A 22,289-nucleotide genomic window follows, 5' to 3' on the forward strand; every position below is an offset into this window, starting at 1 on the left:
ACTGTGACTGCCACGATTTCCGCGAAGCTGCTCGAATGGTACGATCGCAACGCGCGGCGCCTACCGTGGCGGGTGAGGGGCGAGGAGCGGCCCGATCCCTACCGTGTGTGGCTGAGCGAGGTGATGCTGCAACAGACCACGACCGCCGCGGTCGTGCCCTATTTCGCCCGCTTCACCGCGCGCTGGCCCACGGTGGAGGCCCTCGCCGCCGCGCCGGAGGAAGAGGTGATGGCCGCCTGGGCCGGGCTCGGATACTATTCGCGTGCCCGCAACCTTGTGAAGGCCGCCCGGACGGTGGCCGGGCTGGGCGGCTTTCCCGATACCGAGACCGGATTGCGCGCGCTGCCGGGCGTGGGCGACTATACCGCCGCCGCCGTGGCCGCGATCGCCCTCGGCCGGCGCGCCGTGGTGGTGGACGCCAATGTCGAACGAGTGGTCGCACGGATCTTCGCCATCGACGCGCCGCTGCCGGGCGCGCGCAAGGCGATCCGCGCGAAGGCCGACGAAATCACCCCCGACGAGCGGGCGGGCGACTTCGCGCAGGCGATGATGGACCTCGGCGCGACGATCTGCACCGCGCGCGACGCCAGGTGCCTGCTCTGCCCGCTGCAATCGGACTGCGCGGCACGCGCTTCGGGTGACCCGCTGCGCTATCCGATAAAGGCGGCGAAAAAGGCGAAGCCGCTGAGGACCGGCACGGCCTTCTGGATCGAGCGCGAGGGGGCGGTCTGGCTGGTCAGGCGCCCGGCGAAGGGAATGCTCGGCGGGATGCGCGCCTTACCCGACGATGGCTGGCGCGCGGGCGCGGATGGCGGCGGCGATGCGCCTATAGCGGGCGCGTGGAAAGCGGCAGGCGTCGTGCGCCACGGGTTTACCCATTTCGATCTCGAGCTGGGCGTGGCGCTTCACGCCGGCGATACAAATCCGCAGGGCGAGGGCGAATGGTGGCCTATCGACCGGCTGGCGGAGGCGGGCCTGCCCACGCTCTTCGCCAAGGCGGCCGAGCGGGTGCTGGCGAGCCGCGCGGACTAGAGGACGCCGCCGCCGAGCATCAGCCGCACCACCGCGATGGCGAGGATCACCAGGTTGAGGTTGCGCCCGGTGTTCTTGCTCGACAGCTGGCCGATCACGATGCCCACCGCCAGCAGCGGCAGGGCGAGCCAGTTGCCGATGCCGAGGAGCGGTATCTGCGAGGGGATGACGATGACCAGCGAGAGCAGGCCGACAAGGATCGAGACGATGTTCAGCATCTGTCTTAGATAGGCAATACAGCGCGCCCGTTCAAGCTTGATGCAGCCTTGCGGGGTATCTAGGTCTGCATTCGCAACCTTCCGCCGAGAGCCCCTTGCCATGACCGATTTCGCCATCTCGCTTTCCCGCCGCGAGGCGCTGCGCGGGTCCGCCGTGCTGGGCGCGGGCGCGCTGCTTGCCGCCTCGCCGCTGGCGGCGCTGGCGCGCGCTTCGGACTGGCCTTCGGTCCAGCGCTTCGTCAGCGGCTTCGTGGACCAGCGCAAGGTGGCGGGCATGGTCGCGGGGCTCGGCTGGCAGCAGGACGCGCCCGATTTCATCGCTGCCGGATCGCGCACCTTCGGCGGGCCCGACGCGGTGGGGCCGGATACACTGTGGCGCATCTATTCCATGACCAAGCCGATCACCGGCATGGCGACGATGATGTGCATCGACGACGGGCTGCTGGCGCTCGACCAGCCGCTTCACGAGATTCTCCCCGCCTATCGCACCATGCGCGTGCAAAAGGTCTACGATGGGCCAATCACTGCCGACAACCTGGAGCCGGCGGTCCGCCCGATCACCATCCGTCACCTGCTGACCCATACCTCGGGGCTCGGGTATCCGATCATCCAGCAGGGCCCGATCAAGGCGGCCTACGGGCGGCGCGGGCTGGTGCCCGCCGCGGTCAGCCGGATGGAACTGGCGCAGGAATTCTTCGGCGGCGCGGCGACCGGCAGCCTCGAGGATTTCGCCGACGGCCTCGCGGAGATGCCGCTGGTCTACCAGCCGGGCACGCGCTGGAGCTATTCCATGGGGCTCGACCTGCTGGGGCGGGTGATCGAGATGGTCAGCGGGCAGGCCTTCGATGCGTTCCTGCAAACGCGCCTGTTCGATCCGCTGGGGATGGACAACACCACCTTCCGCGTCGCGCGCGGCGATGCCGGGCGGCTGGCGGCCAACTATTTCGTGATGGGCGGCCTGCCGATCCCCATCGACCTGCCGAACAGCTCGGTCTTCCTCGACCGCCCGGCCTTTCCCTTTGGCGGAGCGGGGCTGGTTTCGAGCGCGCGCGACTACGACCGTTTCCTGCAGATGCTCGCCGGCCTCGGCGAATTCGACGGGCGCCGGGTGATGAGCGAGGCGGCGGTGCGGCTGGGCACGTCGGACCTCATGCCCGATACGCTGGCGGCGAACGGCGGCTTTTCCAGCGGTGGGCGCGCCTTCGGCTACGGTGCCGGCGGGCTGGTCGGCACGGGCGAGGCGGCCGGCCTGTTCGGCTGGTTCGGGGCGGCGGGAACGGCGGGGCTGGTGAACCTCGACTGGGGCCTGCGCCAGACGCTGATGACGCAGTACATGCCCGCCGAAAGCTACGACGTGCAGCAGCGTTTCCCGGTGGTCGTGGCCGAGGACGCGGCGGCGCAGATGGCGGCGCGGCGAGCCGCATGAGGGCGGCGGCGTGAGCGGGGCGGGGATCGCCTTTACCGGCCACGGCATCGACCGGGCCGACCACGTCCGCGCCGATCCCGAATACCTGGCGCAGCTGCGCGCCGACCCTGCCTCCCGCCTGCTGGCGATGGACGGTCTCGCCGCGGTCACTGCTGGCGACGCGCTGACCTTCGTGCCGCTGGCGGACGATGGTGCGGAGCTGGTGTTCCTCGGCCTGCGCGAGGGCGATGCGCTGTTTGCCGCCGTCCCCGCGGAGGGCGACAATCGCCCCGCATACGAGCAGCGCATCGACCGCGCCGCGCTCGGCCGCCTGCCCGCCGACCAGCTGGCGCTTTACGGCGGGGCGCGGGCGTTGGTGGACTGGCATGCGCGGCACAGGTTCTGCGCCCGCTGCGGCGCGGCCACCACCATCGCCAAGGGCGGCTGGCAGCGCGATTGCCCGTCGTGCTCGGCGCAGCACTTTCCGCGCACGGACCCGGTAGTCATCATGCTGGTCGAACATGATGGCGCGCTGCTTCTCGGCCGCGGGCGTGGCTGGCCCGATCGCGCCTATTCCGCGCTTGCCGGCTTCGTCGAGCCGGGCGAAAGCGTGGAGGATGCTGTGGCGCGCGAGGTGTTGGAAGAGGTCGGCCTCAACGTGCGCGACGTCTCCTACGTCGCCAGCCAGCCGTGGCCCTTTCCCAGCCAGCTGATGATCGGCTGCCATGCGCGCGCCGACAGCGCCAAGCTGTCTGTCGACCTGACGGAACTCGAGGACGCGCGCTGGTTCACCCGCGAGGACGTGGCCGACGCGATGGCGCGGGGGCAGGACGCCCGCGCCTTTGTCGCCCCGCCGCCCGTCGCCATCGCGTGCTACCTGCTGCAATGGTGGCTGGAGGAAACTGCATGACCGCTCTCGACATCGACATCTGGTCCGACGTGATGTGCCCGTGGTGCGCCATCGGCCACGCCAACCTCGCCCGCGCGCTGGAGCAGCTTGGCGGCGATGTCGCGGCGACGATCCGCTGGATGCCCTTCGAGCTCAATCCCGAGGCGCCGCCGCAAGGCAAGTCGCAGGCCGCCCACCTGGCCGAGGTCTACGGTCGTTCGGCGCAAGAAAGCGCGACCATTCGCGAAACGCTGCACGCCAAGGCGCGCGAGGCGGGCTTTCCGCTGGATTACACCGGCACCGAGGACCCTTCGCCCGAACCGATGATGTGGAACACCCTCGATGCGCACAAGCTGCTGCGCTGGGCACTGGCAGACGCGGGACCGGAGGTGCAGACACGCTTGAAGCTGGCGCTGTTCGCCGCGCATTTCCGCGAGCGGCGGGACGTATCCGACCGCGAGGTGCTGGCCGATGTCGCCGCCGGCATCGGGCTGGAGCGCGAGGCTTCGCTCGGCGCGCTCGACGATCCCGCGCTGGACGAAGCCGTCCGCCACGAGGAGGCCCGCGCGAGGGCAAGCGGTATCACCGCCGTCCCCACTTTCGTGATCGCGGGAAAATACATCCTCCAGGGCAGCGCCGAGCCCGCCGATTTCGCCCGCGCATTGGTGCAGATCGCCAGCATGGAAGCGGCCGCCTGACGCTTCACTTCCCGTTAAGTCGCCCGGCCCTCAAACGCAAGCAGGGGCACGACAGGGGAGTTACCAATTGCCGCGAAATCTCGCATTGGCCGGGCTTGCGCTCGGCGCCGCCGTGGTGCCCGAGGCGCGCGCCTTTGCGCAGCGCGCAGACCTCGAACAGATGGAACTGGTGGTCAACGCCAACCAGCCCGTCACGATGACTATCAACGAAATGCCGGTCGAGGTGATCGTCGCGCCCGACGCGATATCCGTGCCCACGGTCAACGCCGATGCCGCCGCGCGGCTGGGGCTGGAGCCGAGCATGATCGGCTACGTCTACGTCATCGGGGCGACGCGGCTGTTGTTCCGCACCGATACCGTGCGTTACCATACCCACGGCGGGACTTTCCGCCGCCGCACCGCCTTCAGCCAGGCGCAGGTGATCGACGGGGCCGACGTGCTGGCCGGTCCGACCACCTTTCCGTTCGCCCGCACCGTCATCCAGATGCGGGCACCGCAGGCCGAAGACCGTCCGCTGACCTTTGCCATCGCGCCCGACATGGGACGCAGCCAGTCGGGCCCTTCGTTGCAGGTCGGCGACCGAACGATCTTCGTCGCCTTCAATCTGACCCGGGCCGAAAGCCTCGTCAGCGCGACGGGCGGCAAGTGGATCGCCGATGCCACTGGCGGATGGCTCTCCGGCGAGGCGCGCGAGATCCCGGTGCTGTACGGCGTGGAGCGCCCCGTGCGCCCGCTGACGTTGAGCGCACCGCTGATGCTTGGCGAGCTGGAGATACGCAACCTGGCGGTGCGCGTCTCCGATATGGGCGATGCCAGCGGGCTGACCGATGAAGCGCCGCCCGAGCCCGATCCCAACGAAATCGTCGTCACGGGCGACAGCGGGCGCGAGGTGCCTATGCAGCGGCTTTACATCGGCCTCGACACGATCGGCCACTGCGCCAGCATCACCTTCGACCGCGAGGCCGAGACGGTGACGCTGATGTGCCCGCCGCAGCCGCCGGTCTAGGCGTCGTCGCGCTCCGACTGGATCGCGGCGCGGGTCTTCGGGCCCTTCTTCGCATCGTCTGACGGATTGTCGCTGCCGACCACGGGCTCGCGGTTGTCGGGATCGGTCGCGCGGTTCAGTTCACCGCGCGTGCCGACGTCCTTGGCGACCTCGCCACCCGCGCGGCTCTGCTGCGAGGGGGCGACGTCGGTGAGGGTGTCGATCAGTTCGTTGTCGGGATGGGCGCTCTGGCGCTCGGACATTTCGGTTCTCCTTTGTCCATCAATGGACGAGGAGCACCGGGTGTTCCGAAAAGCCCGGCCTAGCCTTCGGCGTCGCCCGGCACCATGCCGATGACGGCAGCCTGCACGCGCTGCTGCAGCGCCTCGTCCTGCCCGATCGCCATGCTCAGCGCGACGAAGCGGTCGGCGCTCATGCCCTGCGCGATGGCGGCGTTGAACAAGCCCTCGATGCGCTGCTCGTCGCTCAGGCTCTCGTCCTCCTCGAGCGCCTGCGCCTGCATCACCACGGTCACGAAGGTGGCGATCTCCTCGTCGCTCACACTTGCGGGATCGGCGGGCTGAACCTGGCTCAGCGCCTCGGGCGAAACGTCCTGCGCGGCAAGCGGGGTAGCCAGGGCGAGACCGGCGGCGGCGAGGGCAAGGGCGATTTTCATGAGCCTGGTGATCCTTTCGATCGGAATGGTGCGGCGGGTGTAGGCGCGCGCGGCTTTCGCAAATGTGTATGGATCAGATGAGGCCGAGACGCGAGAGCTTGCCCGCCAGCCTGCCGGGGATGACATCGCCGGGGTCCTCGCCGTCCTCCAGGTCGCGCGGCGGCTCGCCCTTGAGGTAGCGCCAGCCCTGGTGCGCGCGCTTGGGACGGGGGAGGACCTTCACCAGCTTCGGCTCGATTACGATCCACCAGCGTCCGTTGTCCTGCTGCTCGTAACCGGTGATGCGACTGCGGGCGACGAGGTTGTGCTCGTGGATCCAGAACAGCGATCCGCCGATCGTTTCCTCCCAGCGCGTGGGGCGATAGCGGGTGTTGACCTTGAACCCGGCGCGGTTCGCATACCATGCCTCGATATCGGCGAAGCTCTGCGCGCCGAAGGCGATCTTGGTGAGGTGAAGCGGCATGGTCGGCCCTTGATGTAAGGTCGCGGCCGGTTCCCTCAACCCTTTGCCACCTCTCCCCCGGTGCGCATCGCCGACCAGCTGTCTTCATTCGTCGAAACAAGCCGATCGCCGTCTATGCGACCTTCGAAGAAGCGTTGCCCGTTTGCGAGGTCGAGCGTGATATGCAGGCTCTCCCCGACCAGATTGACAATGGCGGGCCGGGACACTCCATCGATGGTGGCGGTGCCGCTGACCTGCTGGAACTGCTGGCCGAGATCAAGGATCGCTGTCCGCCCGTCGAACTCCATCTGCCATGTGCCCGACACATCGGCCGGGATGATCCACAGGTATGCCGGATAACCCGCCACGCGCCGCTCCTCGTCCGGTTCCCAATCGCCCATGTCGAATCGATTGCTGACCACACGCGCGCCGGGGCGCAGCTGTGCCAGCAGGCGAGGGCGCAGGCGCAGATTGACTTCCGGGAGCAGGAACAGGGTGACGACGTCCGCCTCGCCGAGCGGTGTTTCGAACAGATCCTGTTCGATAAAGTCGATCCGGTCGGACAGGCCGAGATCCGCGGCTTCGTCCCTCGCCTGCCTGATCAGGACTGGGTCGAGATCGACGCCCAGTCCCGACGCGCCGCGATCGTGCGCCGCGGCGATCAGTATCCGCCCGTCGCCGGTCCCCAGATCGATGAGGTAATCACCGGCCTCCACCTCCGCCATGTCGAGCATGGCGTCCACCGTGACGCTGCGCGTGGTGACGTAGGGAACATCGAGCTTTGGCGTCAGACCAAGACGCTGGCGCACCGCGCTACCGTCAACCGCATAGGCCACCGCGAGCAGCAGGCCGAACACAGCCAGTGCGGCGACGCCGAAGTTCAGGATGCGGCGGAGGAGGGACGCAGAACGGATCATGCTTTCCTGAAGGCTCGCGCAAGATAGTCTGATCGATGCATTGTCAACTTCGTCAGGCTGTAACCAGCCCGCTCGCCACGGCGAGACCAAGGAAGGCGAAGAAGCCCATCGAATCGGTGATCATCGTAACGAACACGCTGGAGGCGACCGCCGGGTCCTGGTCCATACGCTCGAAGGCGACGGGCACCAGCACGCCGGCCATGCCGGAGACGATGATGTTCACGATCATGGCCGCGGCGATCACCATGCCGAGCGGCGGCGAGAACAGCGCGCCGACGGCCAGCCCGATCAGTACCGCGATGGTCGCGCCGTTCATCAATGCCACCCGCAGCTCGCGCCACAGGATGCGCCCGGTGTTGGAGCGGGTCAGCTGGTTCATGGCGATAGCGCGCACGGTGACCGCCATGGTCTGCGTACCGGCATTGCCGCCGATAGAGGCGACGATCGGCATGAGCACGGCGAGGGCCACCAGCTGCTCGATCGCGCCGCCGAAGAAGGCAATGATGGCGCTGGCGACGACGGCAGTGCCGAGGTTGGCGATCAGCCAGCGCACGCGCGCCGAATAGGCTTCGCGCAGCGGCTCGTTGATGTCGCCTTCGCCCGCGCCGGACAGCAGCAGCGTGTCCTCGCTCGCCTCTTCCTGGATGATGTGGACGATGTCGTCGACGGTCAGCTGGCCTACCAGCCGTCCGCTCTCGTCGACCACGGCGGCCGAGATCAGCGCGTATTTCTGGAAGCGCAGGGCGACCTCTTCCTGGTCCATGTCGACCGGGATCAGCGTCTGGTCGCGCTTCATCACGTCGGTCAACGCGATGTCGCGCGGGGTCCGGAGGATCCAGCTGAGCTGGCAAGAGCCGACCGGGTGGAAGCGGTGATCGACCACGAAGACTTCCCAGAATTCGGTTATGAGGTCGTCGTCGCTGCGCAGGTAATCGATGAGGTCGCCGACACTCATGTGCTCGGGCACGGCGACCAGCTCGCGCTGCATCAGGCGGCCGGCGGTCTCCTCCGGATAGGCGAGCGCGCTCTCGATGGCGGCGCGTTCCTCGGGCTCGACCTCGGCGAGGATGGCGCGTTGGTCCTCGTCGTCGAGGTCCTCGATCAGCTGCACCGCGTCGTCGGTGTCGAGTTGCTCGACGATGCCCGCCACCGCCTCGGCGGAAAGCGCCTCGACCATGTCCTCGCGCACGTAGTCGTTGAGCTCGGCGATGACCTCGCCGCTCATCAGGTCGGTGATGGCGGCAGCCAGCAGGCCGCGCTCGTTCTTCTCCAGCAGCTCGAACAGGTCGGCGATGTCGGCCGGGTGCAGAGGCTCGACGAGGTCGTAGGTGCTGTCCTCGTTGTCGTCCGACAGGCTCTCGCGCACGGCGCGCACGAAGGCAGGGGTCAGCCGGTTCTCGTCGTCGAACTGCTCGCCTTCGCCCTGGACACGCTCCTCCAGCGGGTCGGCGTCGCGCAGGGAAAGATCGGTCTCGGCCATGGGCCACGCCCTATGCCGATGGCCCACAAAAGCAAGCGCGGCGGGCGCATCGGCCCGTGACTTTGCCCGGCCAGCGCCTATATCGGCGCGCAGATACTCAAGGAGACACGACGATGGCCGACCAGAAGCTCACTTTCACCCTCGACTGCGGCGACGGCAAAGGCGGCGACGTCGTGATCAAGCTGCGCCCCGACCTCGCGCCCGAGCACGTGGCGCGCATCACCGAGCTGGCGAACGAGGGCTTCTACGACGGCGTCAAGTTCCACCGCGTGATCCCCGGCTTCATGGCGCAGGGCGGCGACCCGACTGGCACCGGCATGAGCGGCAGCGACAAGCCCGACCTGAAGCAGGAGTTCAGCGCCGAGCCGCACGTGCGCGGCACCTGCTCGATGGCCCGCACGCAGGATCCGAACAGCGCCAACAGCCAGTTCTTCATTTGCTTCGACGACGCGCGCTTCCTCGACCGCCAGTATACCGTCTGGGGCCAGGTCGAGAGCGGCATGGAGCACGTCGACGCGCTGCCCAAGGGTGAGCCGCCGCGCGAGCCGGGCAAGATCGCCAAGGCGACCGTCAGCGAAGGCTGATAGCTTCGCCGAAGTAGGGATGCAGGGTGGCCGGTTCGCGAGAACCGGCCCCTTTTCTTTGGGCTGTCGGCGTTACAGCCCGGCCTGCACCAGCCAGTCGTGGAAGATCCGCACGGGCCGTGCCTCGAGGTCGGCGGGGCGGCAGATGAACCAGTAAGAATAGGGGCTGGCCACGGTCTGGTCGTAGAGCGGGGCAAGGCGCGGGTCCTTGTTCCGGCGCACGTGATCGTCGTGCATTATGGCGATGCCGATGCCTTGGGCCGCGGCTTCGAGGATCAGCTGACCCGAATCGTAGTGATCGATGGCGGCGGGCTGCATCCGCGCCATGCCGAGCGCTTTCTTCCATGCCTCCAGGCTCGCGGGCATGTCGGTGTGGACGAGAAAGGTCTGCTTCGCCAGTTCCTGCGCCACCGGCTCGTCGCTGAGCTCGTCCACCAGCTCGCGGCTGGCGATGGCGTGGAGCGTGTTCTGGTCTAGCTGCACGCTGTAGAAAGCGGGGTCGGGCTCGATCACCAGCGCGATGGCGGCATCGAGCGTATCGCCCACCCGGTCGACGAGATGCGGGCTGGTGTCGATGTCGAGGTGCAGGCGCGGATGGGCGCGGCGCAGCTCGGCAAGCCGCGGGAACAGCCGCTGGGTGCCGAACAGCGGCATCACGCCGAGGCGCAGCCGCTGGAGCTGCAGGTTCTCGCTCTGCGATTCGACCGCGGCGGCCAGCGCTTCCATGTGCGGCGCGACCGCTTCGTAGAAGTGCCGTCCCTCGTCGGTCAGCCGCATCGCCTGTCCCTGGCGGGAGAACAGCTTGCGGCCGGTGAAGCTTTCGAGGTTGCTGATGCGCCGCGACAGGGCCGACGGGCTCAGTCCCAGTTCGCTCGCCGCCGAGCGCGCCGAGCCGAGCCGCACGGTGCGGATGAACGCCTCGAGGGCGCGCAGGGGCGGCAGGCGGCGCATGACGGCACTTTGAGTCGCAACGGGCAGTAAGTCGAGCGCTTATTTCGCAGGTGCGAAAAGAGCGCCGAAATCAGCCGTCTTCGCCCTCTTCGCTGTCGTCGGGAACCGGGGCGTGGAGGCGCAGGCGCGTGACGTGGGTTTCGTCGCCTTCGGTCACCTCGATCGTCCAGCCGCTGGGGTGGTCGAGCACGGTTCCGGGCTGCGGCACCCCCTCAGCCAGAACGAAGGCGAGGCCGCCCAGAGTGTCGACCGCCTCCTCCACCTCGGCGAGCTGTGCGTCGCCGACCTTTTCGGCCACGTCGTCGAGCTCGGCGCGGGCATCGGCGTCCCACACGCCCTCGCTGACCTCGACCACCTGCTCGACCGGGTCCTCGTCGTGCTCGTCCTCGATCTCGCCGACGATCTCCTCGACCAGGTCTTCGATGGTGATGATGCCGTCGGTGCCGGAAAACTCGTCCACCACGATGGCGAGGTGGGTCTTGTTGGCGCGCATGTCGGCCAGCACGTCGAGCGCGCCGCGAGCTTGCGGAACGTAAAGCGGCTGGCGCATCAGCGTGGTCCAGTCCGCGGGCGGCGGGGTGCCGGCGGCGATGATGGCGAACACGTCCTTGATGTGCATCATGCCGATCACCTCGTCGAGCTCGTCGCGGTAGACGGGCATGCGCGAATGGCCGTGCTCGGCAAAGGTGGCGACCAGTTCGGCCCAGCTGCACGCGGCATCGAGCGCAACGATCTCGCTGCGCGGGATGGCCACGTCGTCGGCATCGTGCTCGCTGAAATGCAGCAGGTTCTTGAGCATCTGCACTTCGGCGGGCGAGAGGTCGCTGCCGCCGTTCGCATCGTCGCCATTACGGGCGGCATCGCCCTGATGCTCGTCGATCGCCTCCTCCAGCTGCGCGCGCAGGGAGGTGTCTGTATCCTCCTCGAACAGCCCGCGAATGGCGTTCCACAGGCCTCCGCCAGAGGAGGAGGCCCTGTTGCTACTGTCCGCGTCTCCCGGCTGGGAGCCGTCCGTTCTTTCGGTGTCGGGCATTGCCCTGTTGCTAGTCCTTATGCGGCGTCGATGGCGGTATATGGGTTGGCAATGCCCATGAGTGCAAGCGCCTTTACCTCCAGCGCCTCCATCGCATCGGCATCGGCCTCGGAAATCTCGTGATCGTGCCCGGCCAGGTGGAACAGGCCGTGGACGATGAGGTGCGCGGCGTGATGCTCCAGCGGCAGGTCCTTGGCCTCGGCCTCGCGGGCGCAGGTGGCGTGGGCGAGGGCGATATCTCCGAGCATCTCCGGCGGGCCGTCGAGGCTTAGATGGACGAGATCGATGCGCTCCAGCATCGGAAAGCTCAGCACGTTGGTCGGCTTGTCGCGCCCGCGCCATTCGCGGTTGAGCGCGTGCACCTCCTCGTCGCTGGTGAACAGCACGCTGACGACGAGGCGCGGGTTGGCGAGAACGGGCGCGACCGCGGCCACCGCCTCGGCGGCGCGCTCGGCGAGGTCCGGCCATTCGCCGGCGGGCCAATCCTCGATGTCGATATCCAGTTGCACGGGCCTAGGGCTTCGCGCTCTCGCCCTCGTAGGCCTCGACGATGCGGCCCACGATGGGGTGGCGCACCACGTCGGCGGCGGTGAAGCGGGTGACGCCGATGCCGTCCACCCCTTCCAGCCGCTCCACGGCGTCGGCGAGCCCGCTCATGCGGTCGCCGCCCGGAATGTCCACCTGCCTCGGATCGCCGCAGACGACCATGCGGCTGTTCTGGCCAAAGCGGGTGAGGAACATCTTCATCTGCTCGCGCGTGGTGTTCTGCGCCTCGTCGAGGATGACGAAGGCATCGGCCAGCGTGCGCCCGCGCATGAAGGCGATGGGCGCGATCTCGATCTCCCCGCTGGCTAGCCGGCGCTCCACCTGCTCGGGCGGCATGCAGTCGAACAGCGCGTCGTATAGCGGGCGAAGGTAGGGATCGACCTTGTCCTTCATGTCGCCGGGGAGGAAGCCCAGCTTCTCGCCTGCCTCCACCGCGGGGCGCGACAGGATCAGGCGCTGCACGCTGCCAGTGATGAGCTGGGCAACGGCCTGCGCCACGGCGAGATAGGTCTTGCCCGTGCCCGCCGGGCCAAGCGCGAAGATGACGTCCTTCTTCGCCAGCAGCCGCATGTATTCGCCCTGCATGGCGCTTCGCGGAGTGATGGTCTTCTTGCGCGTGCGGATCATAACCGGCGGGAGGCCTGCATCACCGGTGATGATGCCGTCGAGGTGCGGCTCGTCCGACATGGCGATCAGCGCGTCGATGGCGCCTGCGTCCAGTTCCTCGCCGGTCAGCAGCTTCTCGTGCATCTTGACCAGCACGTCGCGGGCGCGGGCCACGCTGTCCTCCGCCCCTTCCACCAGCACCTTGTTGCCGCGTGCGGCGATGAAGACCCCGAGGCGGTTCTCGATCTGCACGAGGTTGGCGTCGAACTGGCCGAACAGGGTGCCGAGGATGGCGCTGTCGTCGAAGGCGATCTCGGCGCGGGCGCGGCCGTAATCCAGCGGGCCCTGATCTTCGAGCGTGTCACCGGGGGCGAAGGTGGCGGAGCGGTATCCGGCGCGGTTTGCTTTGCGGGCCATGTGGCTTGTGGCGCGTCCTTTCGAGAGCCTTGTCATCACAGATGTAAGACCTGCCGGGCCGCTGGCAAGCGGGGCGCTTGCATCGCGCCGGGGATAGTCGCATCCTCGGCGCGGATTGCCGCGAAGGACTTTGCCATGACCAAGCTTGCCGCCATCGCCTGCTGCCTGCTGGTGGCGGGGTGCTCCCCGGGCGAGGAAGGGGAGCCCATGGCATCTGCGTCGGCCACAACCACGGCCGCGCCAACTGCTGTGGCCGTGTCCACGCGGGAGGAGGACATCGACCGCTTCCTGCTGCATGAATATCCGGAGGCGGGCACGATCAGCTACGCGCTGGCATGGAACGACCTCAACGGCGACGGCGCGCAGGAGGCGATTGTCTATCCCGTCGGGCCTTATTTCTGCGGCACGGGCGGGTGCAACCTGCTGGTGCTGACGCAGGCCGGGCCGATGTGGAGCAAGGTCGGCGATACCAGCGTTGCGCGCACGCCGGTGACCGTGCTGGAAAGCGCGAGCCACGGGTGGAAGGACCTGGCGGTTCCCGTGTCGGGCGGCGGAGCACCGACGGGCCGGGTGGTGCTGAGTTTCGATGGAAAGAGCTACACGGAAAACGCCAGCATGGCACCTGCCGCGCCTGCCGATGCGGCCGGGACCGAGGTGCTGCTGGAAGAGTCCACAATGCGCGAGGCAGTCGCCGTGCAGGAAGCCGGGCCGGGCTAGGCCAGTACCGTCCCCCGCAGCGAGTTGGGCCCCGCCTCGGCCAGTTGCACCCGCACCATGTCGCCGATCGCCGCGTCGCCCTCGAAGAACACCGATTGCAGCCACGGCGACTTGCCGAGCCACTGGCCGGGCAGCTTGCCGCGGCGTTCGACGAGGACGTCGCAGGTCTTCCCCACGCTTGCGCGGTTGAAGGCGAACTGGTCGCGGTTGAGCGCGGCCTGCAGGCGGGCGAGCCGTTCCTCCATCACCTCGCGCGTCACCTGCTGGTCCATGCTGGCGGCGGGCGTGCCGGGGCGGGGCGAGTATTTGAAGCTGAAGGCGGCGGCGTAGCCCACGGCATCGACCAGAGCGAGGGTCTCGTCGAACTCAGCCTCTGTCTCGCCGGGGAAGCCGACGATGAAATCGCCGCTAAGCGCGATGTCGGGCCGCACCGCGCGGAAGCGGTCGAGCAGCGCGAGGTAGCTGTCTGCCGTGTGGCTGCGGTTCATCGCCTTCAGCACCCGGTCGCTGCCGCTCTGCACGGGGAGGTGCAGGTAGGGCATCAGCTTGTCTACCTCTCCGTGCGCCGCGATCAGCGCCTCTGTCATGTCGTTGGGATGGCTTGTGGTGTAACGGATCCGCTGCAAGTCCGGCAGCTTGGCCAGCTCCCTTATCAGGCCGTCTAGGCCCTGCGCGTGGCCCGAAGCATTCTCGCCTTCCCAGGCGTTGACGTTCTGGCCGAGCAGCGTGATCTCGCGCGCCCCGGCATCGACCAGTCTGGCAGCTTCGTCCATCAGGTCGCTGAACGGCCGCGAGATTTCCGCGCCGCGGGTGTAGGGTACGACGCAATAGGTGCAGAACTTGTCGCAGCCCTCCTGCACGGTCAGGAACGCCGTCGGATTGACCTTGCGCCGGGCGGGGAGCGCGCCGAACTTGGCGTTGTTCTCCGGCATGTCGGTATCGGTGCTGCGCTCTCCGCGCGCGGCAGCCTCCACCATGCCGGGCAGTCGGTGATAGGCCTGCGGGCCGACGACCAGGCCCACCGCGGGGCTGCGTGCCATGATCTCCTCGCCCTCGGCCTGCGCCACGCAGCCGGCCACCGCGATCATCGGCTGACGGCCCGCCTCGCGCCCGGCCTTCACCAGCCGGCCGATGTCGGAATAGACCTTTTCGGTCGCCTTTTCGCGGATGTGGCAGGTGTTGAGCACGACGAGGTCGGCGTCCTCGCCCTCGGCGGCGGGCGCGATGCCCTGCGCCTCGAGCAGCTCGCCCATGCGCTCGCCGTCGTAGACGTTCATCTGGCAGCCGAAGCTCTTGACCCGGTAGGTCTTCGGTGAAGCAGTCTGTGTCATGAGCCGCGCGCCCTAGGCGTTTTCGACCGGCAAATCCAGCTTGGCGGAGACCGCGTCCTGCGCGGCGGCGGTCATGGTCTTGCGGTTCCTGAGCGCCGCACCTTCGAGCACAGGGAGGAAATGCACGGTCAGGTCCAAGCGACCCCTGCGGGCGAGGATGCGCTTCACGTTCTGCATCCCCGGCTCGTCGCCCCACCACGCGGTGTCGTGGGCATCGCCATAGCGAAGCGCAAAGGGCTGGATCGGCACCTCGCCCGCCAGCGGTTCGACCGCCGAGAGCAGCGAGGAACGGAAGGGGAGAAGGGCGCGCCCGTCGTCGGTCGTGCCTTCGGGAAAGATCACTAGCGGCCGTCCGCCCAGCGCCGCGCGAACCTGTTCGACCTGCTCGCCGATCGATCCGCGCACGTCGCGGGTGATGAAAAGCGTGCGGTTCTGGTCGCACAGCCACTTCAGGCCGCCGTGCCCCGCCAGCCCCGCGTGCGCCACGAAGCGCGCCCGCGCCGCGCCCGCGAGGCCAAGGATGTCTAGCCAGGACTGGTGATTGCCTACCATCAGCGCGCCAGGTGCCGCCGCGCCGGTGGTGTGCAGCCTCAGACCCGCAATCCGGCCGACGCCGTGGAGGAAGAACGGCGGCACAAGGTCGCGCGCGCCGAACAACTTCACCAGCATGTGCGCAGGAATGATAACCAGCGAGAACAGCACGATGGCCGTCGCTCGGGCATAGAAGCGCAGCGTCTGGGCGAGGGTGAAGACCGGTGCTTCCCCCTCGGCGGCGCGCGCGGGGGTCTGCCCCACGGGATCAGCCCTTCTTGTCGTCGCGGTCGAGACGCACGGCGTAAAGTTCCATCCGGTGATCCACTAACCGGTAGCCGAGCCGCTCGGCGATGACCTTTTGCAGCGCCTCCAGCTCGGGATCGACGAATTCGACGACCTTGCCGGTTTCCACGTCGATCAGGTGGTCGTGATGCGCCTCGGGTGCCGCCTCGTAACGGGCGCGGCCGTCGCCGAAATCGTGGCGGTCGAGGATGCCCGCCTCCTCGAACAGGCGCACGGTGCGATAGACGGTGGCGATGGAGATCTTGGGATCGATCGCGGCAGCACGCTCGTGCAGCTTCTCGACATCGGGATGGTCGGTGCTTTCAGACAGCACTTTGGCGATCACTCGCCGCTGGTCGGTGATGCGAAGGCCGCGTTCGGCGCACAGGGCTTCGAGGTCGATGGTCTGCTGCAACTTCTGTCCGTCCGAAAGGGAAAACGCCCGGAAGGCATAGAGCCGCCGGGCGTTTCACTCAAGTTTGCTGGCAAAAAGCCGTGAAGAAGCGTGTCAGGCGTCCTTCTTCGGCCGGCCTACGGGTTTCTTTGCGGCGGCGGGTGCCTTCTTCGCCACCTTCTCGCCCGGCTTGCGCCCGAGGCCGATCTTCTTGGCCAGATCGCGGCGCTTGTCGGCATAGTCGGGCGCGACCATCGGATAGTCGGAAGCCAGACCCCAGCGAGCGCGATATTCGTCGGGCGTCATGCCGTGGTCGGTCATCAGGTGGCGCTTGAGCATCTTCATCTTCTTGCCATCCTCGAGGCAGACGATGTGATCCTTCTTCACCGAGGCGCGGACCGAAACGGCAGGCTCGGGGCGTTCCTCGGCGGGAGCGGCGCCGCCGCCAAGACCGTCCAGCGCGCCGTAGACGCTCTGGATAAGCGCGGGCAGGTCGCCCACTTCGACGTTGTTGTTGGCGACGTGCGCGGTGACGATGTCTGCCGTCAGCGTGATCAGCATCTCGTTCGTACCGGATTCGGTGGTGTCCATCCTTGGCCCTTGCGACAGTTCTTGCTGCCCGTGGCGCGTCCACCGGCATTGACATTGCCACCTAACATCCGTTTCGGACGTATTTCAACTCCAAACGGCTTGGTGTTTGCGAATCTATTGTTGAACAATTGTCTCGTTTCGGTATCGGCAAGCTATCAATCTATTGACCTTGCAAAAGTAATGGCATCGATCGGCCCTTCTTGGGCACGGCGATAATAATTGCGGCGCAGGCCGATCTGTTCGAAGTCGAATTTGCGATAGAGTCGCTCGGCAGGATTGCCCGCGCGCATTTCGAGGAATACGCGCTTCACGCCCCGTGCCTGCGCCTTTTCGATGAAACGCTGCATCAGCGCTGCTCCAACACCCCTGCCTCGCGCCGCGGGACGCACGCCGATGAGCAGCAGCTCCTCCTCGTCCGCCGCGGTGCGCGAGAGGACGAAACCCGCACCGTCTTCGGCGAGGATGTAATGGGTGTGCGCAAAGACGAGCGCATCGAGCACCTGTGCCCGCGTCCACGCTTCGGCGTAGACCGGGTCGAAGGCGTCATCCATCACCGCCATGATGGTGTCGATATCGTCGCTCATGGCCGGGCGCCGGGCAAGCGTGCATCGGGTGCACGGCCGTACAGCGGGGCGAGGTCGCCGGTGTGATGCGCGGCATCGAGCAGCATGACCTGCCGCGCATCAGGGGCCACCGGCACGCCGTCGCGCAGCTTTCCGCCCGGGATGACCGCCATCGCTAGTGCTCGCGTACCCGCGGCGAAGCGGTGGCGCGCCGCCACTTCCGCCGCCTTTGGTTCGAGCGACTGCACCGCGTCCTCGGCCATGCCGGCGGCATCGAAGTTCTGCACGAACCACTGGCCATGTCCGCCTTCCATGACCACGCTGACGGGTTCGCCGGGTCGCTCGCTGCGAGCTATGGCGGCGACCAGCGCCAGCGTGGGATAGCCCAGTACCTCGGCGCTCCACGCCAGCCCCAGCGCGCGCGCGGCGGCAAGTCCGATGCGCACTCCGGTAAAGCTGCCGGGGCCGAGCGAGACGAGCAGCCGGTCGGCGCGCCCGCGCTCCGGCAACTCGGCGATCATCGGCACGAGCCGCTCTGCATGGCCGCGGCGCATGGGCTCGCAATGCCCCTCGACCAGCACGTCGCCATCGAACAGGGCCACCGAGCAGGCCTCGGTCGCGCAATCTATCGCCAAAGTCTTCACGCGAAACGTCCCATCGGGACGCCTTTAGCGATCAAAGCAATTTATTGAAGGTATCGAATTCCGGGCGCGGGCTGCGCGGGAAGATGGTCGAGCGATCGCCATAGCCGATCGAGCAGATCCAGTCGGCGCGGTAGCGCGGCTGGTTGGCGAAGAACGCCTTGGTCGCCGCGTCCTGGTCGAAGCCCGACATGGGTCCGCAATCGAGCCCCAGTGCGCGCGCCGCCAGCATCAGGTAGGCACCCTGCAGCGCGGAGTTGCGGAACGCACTTTCCTTGCGCGCGGCCTCGTCGCCCTCGAACCAGCTCTTGGCATCGGCGTGCGGGAAGAGCCAGGGCAGCTCCTCGTGAAAGTCGAGATCGTAGCCGATGATCACGCACACCGGCGCGGTCAGGATCTTCTTCTTGTTCTGCTCGCTCGCGGTCTCGGCCAGCTTTTCCTTGGCCTCCTTCGACTTGCACCAGACGAAGCGGCCCGGCTGCTGGTTGGCCGAGGTCGGCCCCATCTTCAGCAGTTCGTAGATCGCGTGGATCTGCTCGTCGCTGACCTCCTTGTCGAGCCAGCCGTTCATGCTGCGCGCTTCGCGGAACAGCAGGTCGAGACCTTCGTCGGATACGGTATTCGTCATGCGGCGCGCACTTCCTTCACTTCGGGGACGTAATGCTTCAGCAGGCCTTCGATGCCGTGCTTCAGCGTGGCGGTGGAACTGGGGCAGCCCGAGCAGGCGCCCTGCATGGCGAGGTAGACCACCCCGTCGCGGAAGCCGCGATAGCGGATGTCGCCGCCGTCGTTGGCGACGGCCGGGCGTACGCGGGTCTCGATCAGCTCCTCGATCTGGGCGACGATGTCCTCGGTGCCTTCGTCATTGCCGATGTCGCCTGCATCCTCCGGAGGGACGGCGATGCCGTTGCCCGTGCCGGAGCCGGCGAACAACGGTGCCTGCGACACGAAATGGTCGAGCAAAACGGCCACGACCTGCGGCTTGAGATCGCTCCAGGCGACCCCTGGCGCGGCGGTGACGGAGACGAAATCGCCGCCGAAGAACACGCCCGTCACCTCGCCGGTGTCGAACAGCGCCTGCGCCAGCGGGCTGGCCTCGGCCTCCTCGGGCGTGGCGAAATCGCGGGTGCCCGAAGGCATCACCTGCTGGCCCGGAAGAAACTTGAGCGTTGCCGGGTTGGGCGTGGTTTCGGTCTCGATGAACATGGCTGGCGATGTAGGGCTCGCCAGCGGGCGGGGCAAGGCCATGCGGGCCAAGAGAAACTGGGCTTGCCACAAGCAATCGTGGGCACCATTCACCAGACCTTCATTCCTCGCCCGACAGTTGGTGCACCATGACATTCCTCGCGCGCGCTGCCGGCGCTCTCCTACCCCTCGCCATCCTCCTGCCGCTGCCCGCCCTGGCGCAGGATTGCCACGTCACGGCGAGCGAGGCCGACCAGCCGCGATACGCGCGTCCCGACGATCCGTGGATCTACCGCGGCACCGATATCCCGGTCGACGAGAACTGGCTGTTCGGCGAACTGCCCAACGGCGTGCGCTACGCCGTGCGGCAGAACGACGTACCGCCGTGCCAGATGTCGCTGCGCGTGCGCATCGATGCGGGGTCGCTGCACGAAGGCGATTCCGAGCGCGGCTATGCCCACCTGCTCGAGCACATGGTCTTCCGCGAAAGCAGCACCTTCGGCCCGGGCGAGGCGATTCCGCACTTCCAGCGGCTGGGGGCAAGCTTCGGCTTCGATACCAACGCCACGACCACGCCCACCGCGACCACCTTCAAGCTCGACCTGCCCAACGCCAACCGCGCCAGCATGGACGACAGCGTGCATCGTTTCGCCGGGATGGTGACTGCGCCCACACTTTCGAGCGCCAACCTCGCCGCCGACCTGCCGATCGTGCTGGCCGAGCGACGCGAGAGCGCAGGGCCTCAGCGGCGCGTGGCCGATCAGACGACCGCGGTCTTCTTCGCCGGTCAGCGGCTGGCCGAGCGCAGCCCCATCGGCACCGTCGAGGCGCTGGAGGCGGCGACGCAGGAGAGCGTGCGCGCCTTTCATCGCCGCTGGTATCGCCCGGAAAACGCGGTCGTCGTGCTGGTCGGCGATGCCGATCCGCGCGTGCTTGCCGCGATGGTGGAACGCAACTTCGCAGACTGGCGGGGCGAGGGACCGCTCACCCCGGCACCCGACTTCGGCGATCCCGCCGCGCCCGCCGGCGCCGATCCGGCGAACCCGGTGGGCGAACTGGCCGTCATCGTCGAGCCGGGCCAGCCGCGCGGGCTGACCTATGCCATCATGCGCCCGTGGGTGGAGGTCGTCGACAACCTCGAATACAACCGCCAGAACCTGCTCGGCTACGTTGCCGCCGCCGTGGTCAACCGGCGGCTGGAGAACCGCGCGCGGGCGGGCGGATCGTTCCTGTTCGCCGGCGTCCAGCGCGACAAGATCAGCCGCAGCGTGGACGGCACCTTCGTTACCTTTGCCCCGCTGACCGAGGACTGGCAGGCCGCGCTGGCCGACGTGCGCAGCGTGATCGCCGATGCCGTCGCCAGCCCGCCCTCGCAGGCGGAGATCGACCAGGCCGTGGCCGGCTTCGACGTCGCGTTCGTCGACAGCGTGGAGCAGTCGCGCATCCAGGCCGGCTCCGCGCTCGCCGACGACATTACCAATGCTGTCGACATCCGCGAGGCGGTGGCCAGCCCAGAGACCTTCCTCGAGGTGTTCCGCTCCATCGCCCCGCGCTTCACGCCCGAGCAGGTGCAGGAAGCGACCCGCGAACTGTTCCAGGGCGAGGTGATCCGCGCCGTGATGATGGCGCCCGAGCCGGGCGAGGTGACCGTGGCGGACCTGCGCACCGCGCTTTCGGCCACTGCGGTCGCCAGCGGCGATGCGCGTGACGATACCGCCGCGATCGATTTCGCCGACCTGCCCGCCATCGGCGAGCCAGCCGCCCCCACCGCGGTGCAGCCGCTGGGCGTGCTCGGCACCGAGCGGCTGACCTTTGCCAACGGCGTGCGCGCGCTCATCATGGGCCGCGACAACGAACCCGGCCGCATCACCGTGCGCGTCCGCTTCGGCGGCGGCATGGCCCGCGTCGGCGCGGACGAGGGTGTCTATGCCGAACTGGGGGAGATGGCGCTGGTCACCTCCGGCATCGGCCCGCTCGGCCAGAACGACCTCGACCGGCTGGCGGCCGATCTGAAGGTCGGCTTCGACTTCGAGGTCGGCGACGGCGTGTTCACCTTCCAGGGGCTGACGCGGCAGGAAGACCTCGAGGAACAGCTCTACCTGTTCGCCGCCAAGCTCGCCATGCCGAGCTGGGACCCGGCCCCGTTCGAGCGGGCGAGGGCCTCCGCGCTTATCGCCTACGACAGCTACGGCCGCGATCCCAACGGCGTGCTCAACCGCGACCTCGAATGGCTACTGCACGACCGTGACCCGCGCTACGCCACCTCCGATCCGGCCACCCTGCGTGGCGCCACCCCGGCGCAGTTCCGATCGGTGTGGGAACGGCTGCTGTCCGAAGGCCCGGTGGAGGTCGACGTGTTCGGCGACATCGACCGGCAGGCGACCATCGACGCGCTCAGCCGCACCTTCGGCGCGCTGCCCGAGCGGGTACCGATGACCGCCATCGCCCCGCCGCCCGCCAGCTTCCCCGAAGGCGGTGCGGCCGCCACCACCACGCTGACCCACGGCGGCGATTCCGACCAGTCGGCGGCGATCATCGCCTGGCCGCTGGGCGGTGGATCGGACGGCATCGTGCAGAGCCGCAAGCTCGACCTGCTGGCGCAGGTCTTCTCCAACCGCCTGCTCGACGGCCTGCGCGAACGCGCGGGCGCGGCCTACACCCCGTTCGCCAGTTCCAGCTGGCCGCTCGACCGCGGCGATGGTGGCTACCTGTTCGCGCTGGTGCAGATCGAGCCCGCGCTGCTGCCCGCTTTCTTCGACGAGGCGGAGGAAATCGCCGCCGACCTCGCCGCCAATGGCCCGACGGCTGACGAGCTGGAGCGCGTGGTCGAGCCCGCGCGGCAATATCTGCTGCGCGCGCAGACCGGCCACACCTTCTGGCTCAACCAGTTGCAGGGCGCGGCCTTCGATACCAACCGGCTGGTCTACCTGCCCTCGATCTTCCGCGACGTCGACGAGGCGACCCCGGCGGAGCTGCAGGCACTGGCCCAGCGCTATCTCGCCGCGCGACCGGGCTGGCGTCTCCAGATCGTGCCGCAGGGCGGTGCACCTGCGGGGGCGACCGCCTCGGGCCGCTAAAGACCAGCTTCGCAAAGGTATCGAAAGTAACCTTTGCGGCGCGGTTTCGCGCTCTGTAGGGACGGGGCTTCCCCGCATCGCTGACCGAACGCGCC

26 protein-coding genes are annotated in these 22,289 nt (G+C 68.0%); 8 read left to right on the forward strand and 18 right to left on the reverse strand.

Features of this window, described 5'->3' with window-relative positions:
- Positions 1-3: 3 nt before the first annotated feature.
- On the forward strand, positions 4-1,032 hold the full coding sequence (gene mutY, locus AAW00_RS00735) for an A/G-specific adenine glycosylase (RefSeq protein ID WP_047002460.1): 1,029 nt from the start codon (positions 4-6) through the stop codon (positions 1,030-1,032).
- Here mutY and AAW00_RS00740 read toward each other — a convergent pair.
- Positions 1,029-1,250: a hypothetical protein gene (locus tag AAW00_RS00740; protein WP_047002461.1), complete on the reverse strand. Its 222-nt coding sequence runs from the start codon at positions 1,248-1,250 to the stop codon at positions 1,029-1,031. The genes mutY and AAW00_RS00740 overlap by 4 nt on opposite strands.
- Positions 1,251-1,350: 100 nt before the next feature.
- Between AAW00_RS00740 and AAW00_RS00745 the strand changes: the two genes are divergently transcribed.
- The 4 genes from AAW00_RS00745 (at position 1,351) to AAW00_RS00760 (ending at position 5,248) form a co-directional block, all read left to right on the forward strand.
- Positions 1,351-2,676, forward strand: coding sequence for a serine hydrolase domain-containing protein (locus AAW00_RS00745; protein ID WP_047002462.1), 1,326 nt, complete (start codon positions 1,351-1,353; stop codon positions 2,674-2,676).
- A 10-nt stretch (positions 2,677-2,686) separates the two neighbouring features.
- A complete protein-coding gene (gene nudC / locus AAW00_RS00750; protein ID WP_047002463.1) occupies positions 2,687-3,565 on the forward strand; it encodes an NAD(+) diphosphatase in 879 nt (292 codons plus the stop codon).
- Complete coding sequence (locus tag AAW00_RS00755; protein WP_047002464.1) at positions 3,562-4,242, forward strand: DsbA family oxidoreductase; 681 nt, start codon at positions 3,562-3,564, stop codon at positions 4,240-4,242. The genes nudC and AAW00_RS00755 overlap by 4 nt, the downstream gene beginning before the upstream one ends.
- An 85-nt stretch (positions 4,243-4,327) precedes the next feature.
- Positions 4,328-5,248, forward strand: a complete 921-nt coding sequence (locus AAW00_RS00760; protein ID WP_047002465.1) for a cupredoxin domain-containing protein — start codon at positions 4,328-4,330, stop codon at positions 5,246-5,248.
- On the opposite strand, the gene AAW00_RS00765 is transcribed toward AAW00_RS00760, so the two are convergent.
- The 5 genes from AAW00_RS00765 to mgtE form a co-directional block, all read right to left on the reverse strand.
- On the reverse strand, positions 5,245-5,490 hold the full coding sequence (locus AAW00_RS00765; RefSeq protein ID WP_047002466.1) for a hypothetical protein: 246 nt from the start codon (positions 5,488-5,490) through the stop codon (positions 5,245-5,247). The genes AAW00_RS00760 and AAW00_RS00765 overlap by 4 nt on opposite strands.
- A gap of 59 nt (positions 5,491-5,549) precedes the next feature.
- Entirely contained in the window at positions 5,550-5,903 is a 354-nt protein-coding gene (locus tag AAW00_RS00770; protein WP_047002467.1) for a hypothetical protein, read from the reverse strand.
- Positions 5,904-5,976: 73 nt separating this feature from the next.
- Positions 5,977-6,366, reverse strand: a complete 390-nt coding sequence (locus tag AAW00_RS00775; protein ID WP_047002468.1) for a DUF1489 family protein — start codon at positions 6,364-6,366, stop codon at positions 5,977-5,979.
- Positions 6,367-6,401: 35 nt separating this feature from the next.
- Positions 6,402-7,262, reverse strand: coding sequence for an SAM-dependent methyltransferase (locus tag AAW00_RS00780; RefSeq protein ID WP_052761700.1), 861 nt, complete (start codon positions 7,260-7,262; stop codon positions 6,402-6,404).
- A gap of 52 nt (positions 7,263-7,314) precedes the next feature.
- Positions 7,315-8,742, reverse strand: a complete 1,428-nt coding sequence (gene mgtE, locus AAW00_RS00785) for a magnesium transporter (RefSeq protein ID WP_047002469.1) — start codon at positions 8,740-8,742, stop codon at positions 7,315-7,317.
- Between the two features lie 113 nt (positions 8,743-8,855).
- On the opposite strand from mgtE, the gene AAW00_RS00790 reads away from it, so the two are divergent.
- Complete coding sequence (locus AAW00_RS00790; protein ID WP_047002470.1) at positions 8,856-9,326, forward strand: peptidylprolyl isomerase; 471 nt, start codon at positions 8,856-8,858, stop codon at positions 9,324-9,326.
- Positions 9,327-9,398: 72 nt separating this feature from the next.
- Here AAW00_RS00790 and AAW00_RS00795 read toward each other — a convergent pair whose 3' ends face one another.
- The 4 genes from AAW00_RS00795 to AAW00_RS00810 all read right to left on the reverse strand — a co-directional run bounded on the left by AAW00_RS00795 (position 9,399) and on the right by AAW00_RS00810 (position 12,879).
- On the reverse strand, positions 9,399-10,277 hold the full coding sequence (locus AAW00_RS00795; protein WP_082124864.1) for a LysR substrate-binding domain-containing protein: 879 nt from the start codon (positions 10,275-10,277) through the stop codon (positions 9,399-9,401).
- Between the two features lie 70 nt (positions 10,278-10,347).
- A complete protein-coding gene (locus tag AAW00_RS00800) occupies positions 10,348-11,310 on the reverse strand; it encodes a hemolysin family protein (protein ID WP_082124865.1) in 963 nt (320 codons plus the stop codon).
- A 17-nt stretch (positions 11,311-11,327) separates the two neighbouring features.
- Complete coding sequence (gene ybeY, locus AAW00_RS00805) at positions 11,328-11,819, reverse strand: rRNA maturation RNase YbeY (protein ID WP_047002471.1); 492 nt, start codon at positions 11,817-11,819, stop codon at positions 11,328-11,330.
- A gap of 4 nt (positions 11,820-11,823) precedes the next feature.
- Positions 11,824-12,879, reverse strand: coding sequence for a PhoH family protein (locus AAW00_RS00810; protein ID WP_082124866.1), 1,056 nt, complete (start codon positions 12,877-12,879; stop codon positions 11,824-11,826).
- A gap of 135 nt (positions 12,880-13,014) precedes the next feature.
- Between AAW00_RS00810 and AAW00_RS00815 the strand changes: the two genes are divergently transcribed.
- The gene (locus tag AAW00_RS00815; RefSeq protein WP_047002472.1) at positions 13,015-13,596 is read left to right on the forward strand and encodes a hypothetical protein; all 582 of its coding nucleotides are present in this window, start codon (positions 13,015-13,017) and stop codon (positions 13,594-13,596) included.
- Here the strand turns inward: AAW00_RS00815 and miaB are convergent.
- The 8 genes from miaB to AAW00_RS00855 all read right to left on the reverse strand — a co-directional run bounded on the left by miaB (position 13,593) and on the right by AAW00_RS00855 (position 19,138).
- Positions 13,593-14,927 (reverse strand): tRNA (N6-isopentenyl adenosine(37)-C2)-methylthiotransferase MiaB, encoded by a 1,335-nt coding sequence (miaB, locus tag AAW00_RS00820; RefSeq protein ID WP_047002473.1) that lies wholly within the window; start codon positions 14,925-14,927, stop codon positions 13,593-13,595. The genes AAW00_RS00815 and miaB overlap by 4 nt on opposite strands.
- A 12-nt stretch (positions 14,928-14,939) precedes the next feature.
- On the reverse strand, positions 14,940-15,722 hold the full coding sequence (locus AAW00_RS00825; RefSeq protein WP_052761701.1) for a lysophospholipid acyltransferase family protein: 783 nt from the start codon (positions 15,720-15,722) through the stop codon (positions 14,940-14,942).
- A gap of 4 nt (positions 15,723-15,726) precedes the next feature.
- On the reverse strand, positions 15,727-16,158 hold the full coding sequence (locus AAW00_RS00830; protein ID WP_047002474.1) for a Fur family transcriptional regulator: 432 nt from the start codon (positions 16,156-16,158) through the stop codon (positions 15,727-15,729).
- A 93-nt stretch (positions 16,159-16,251) separates the two neighbouring features.
- On the reverse strand, positions 16,252-16,728 hold the full coding sequence (locus AAW00_RS00835; protein ID WP_047002475.1) for a Ros/MucR family transcriptional regulator: 477 nt from the start codon (positions 16,726-16,728) through the stop codon (positions 16,252-16,254).
- Positions 16,729-16,883: 155 nt separating this feature from the next.
- Positions 16,884-17,312 (reverse strand): ribosomal protein S18-alanine N-acetyltransferase, encoded by a 429-nt coding sequence (rimI, locus tag AAW00_RS00840; protein ID WP_047002476.1) that lies wholly within the window; start codon positions 17,310-17,312, stop codon positions 16,884-16,886.
- Positions 17,309-17,935: a tRNA (adenosine(37)-N6)-threonylcarbamoyltransferase complex dimerization subunit type 1 TsaB gene (gene tsaB, locus AAW00_RS00845; RefSeq protein ID WP_047002477.1), complete on the reverse strand. Its 627-nt coding sequence runs from the start codon at positions 17,933-17,935 to the stop codon at positions 17,309-17,311. The genes rimI and tsaB overlap by 4 nt, the downstream gene beginning before the upstream one ends.
- 31 nt (positions 17,936-17,966) lie before the next feature.
- Positions 17,967-18,560: a malonic semialdehyde reductase gene (locus AAW00_RS00850; RefSeq protein ID WP_047002478.1), complete on the reverse strand. Its 594-nt coding sequence runs from the start codon at positions 18,558-18,560 to the stop codon at positions 17,967-17,969.
- On the reverse strand, positions 18,557-19,138 hold the full coding sequence (locus AAW00_RS00855) for a NifU family protein (protein ID WP_047002479.1): 582 nt from the start codon (positions 19,136-19,138) through the stop codon (positions 18,557-18,559). Before AAW00_RS00855 ends, AAW00_RS00850 begins: the two co-directional genes overlap by 4 nt.
- Before the next feature lie 128 nt (positions 19,139-19,266).
- Between AAW00_RS00855 and AAW00_RS00860 the strand changes: the two genes are divergently transcribed.
- On the forward strand, positions 19,267-22,194 hold the full coding sequence (locus tag AAW00_RS00860) for a M16 family metallopeptidase (protein ID WP_047002480.1): 2,928 nt from the start codon (positions 19,267-19,269) through the stop codon (positions 22,192-22,194).
- Positions 22,195-22,289: the final 95 nt, after the last annotated feature.

It is taken from the genome of Aurantiacibacter luteus (assembly GCF_001010945.1).
Taxonomy (GTDB): domain Bacteria; phylum Pseudomonadota; class Alphaproteobacteria; order Sphingomonadales; family Sphingomonadaceae; genus Alteraurantiacibacter; species Alteraurantiacibacter luteus.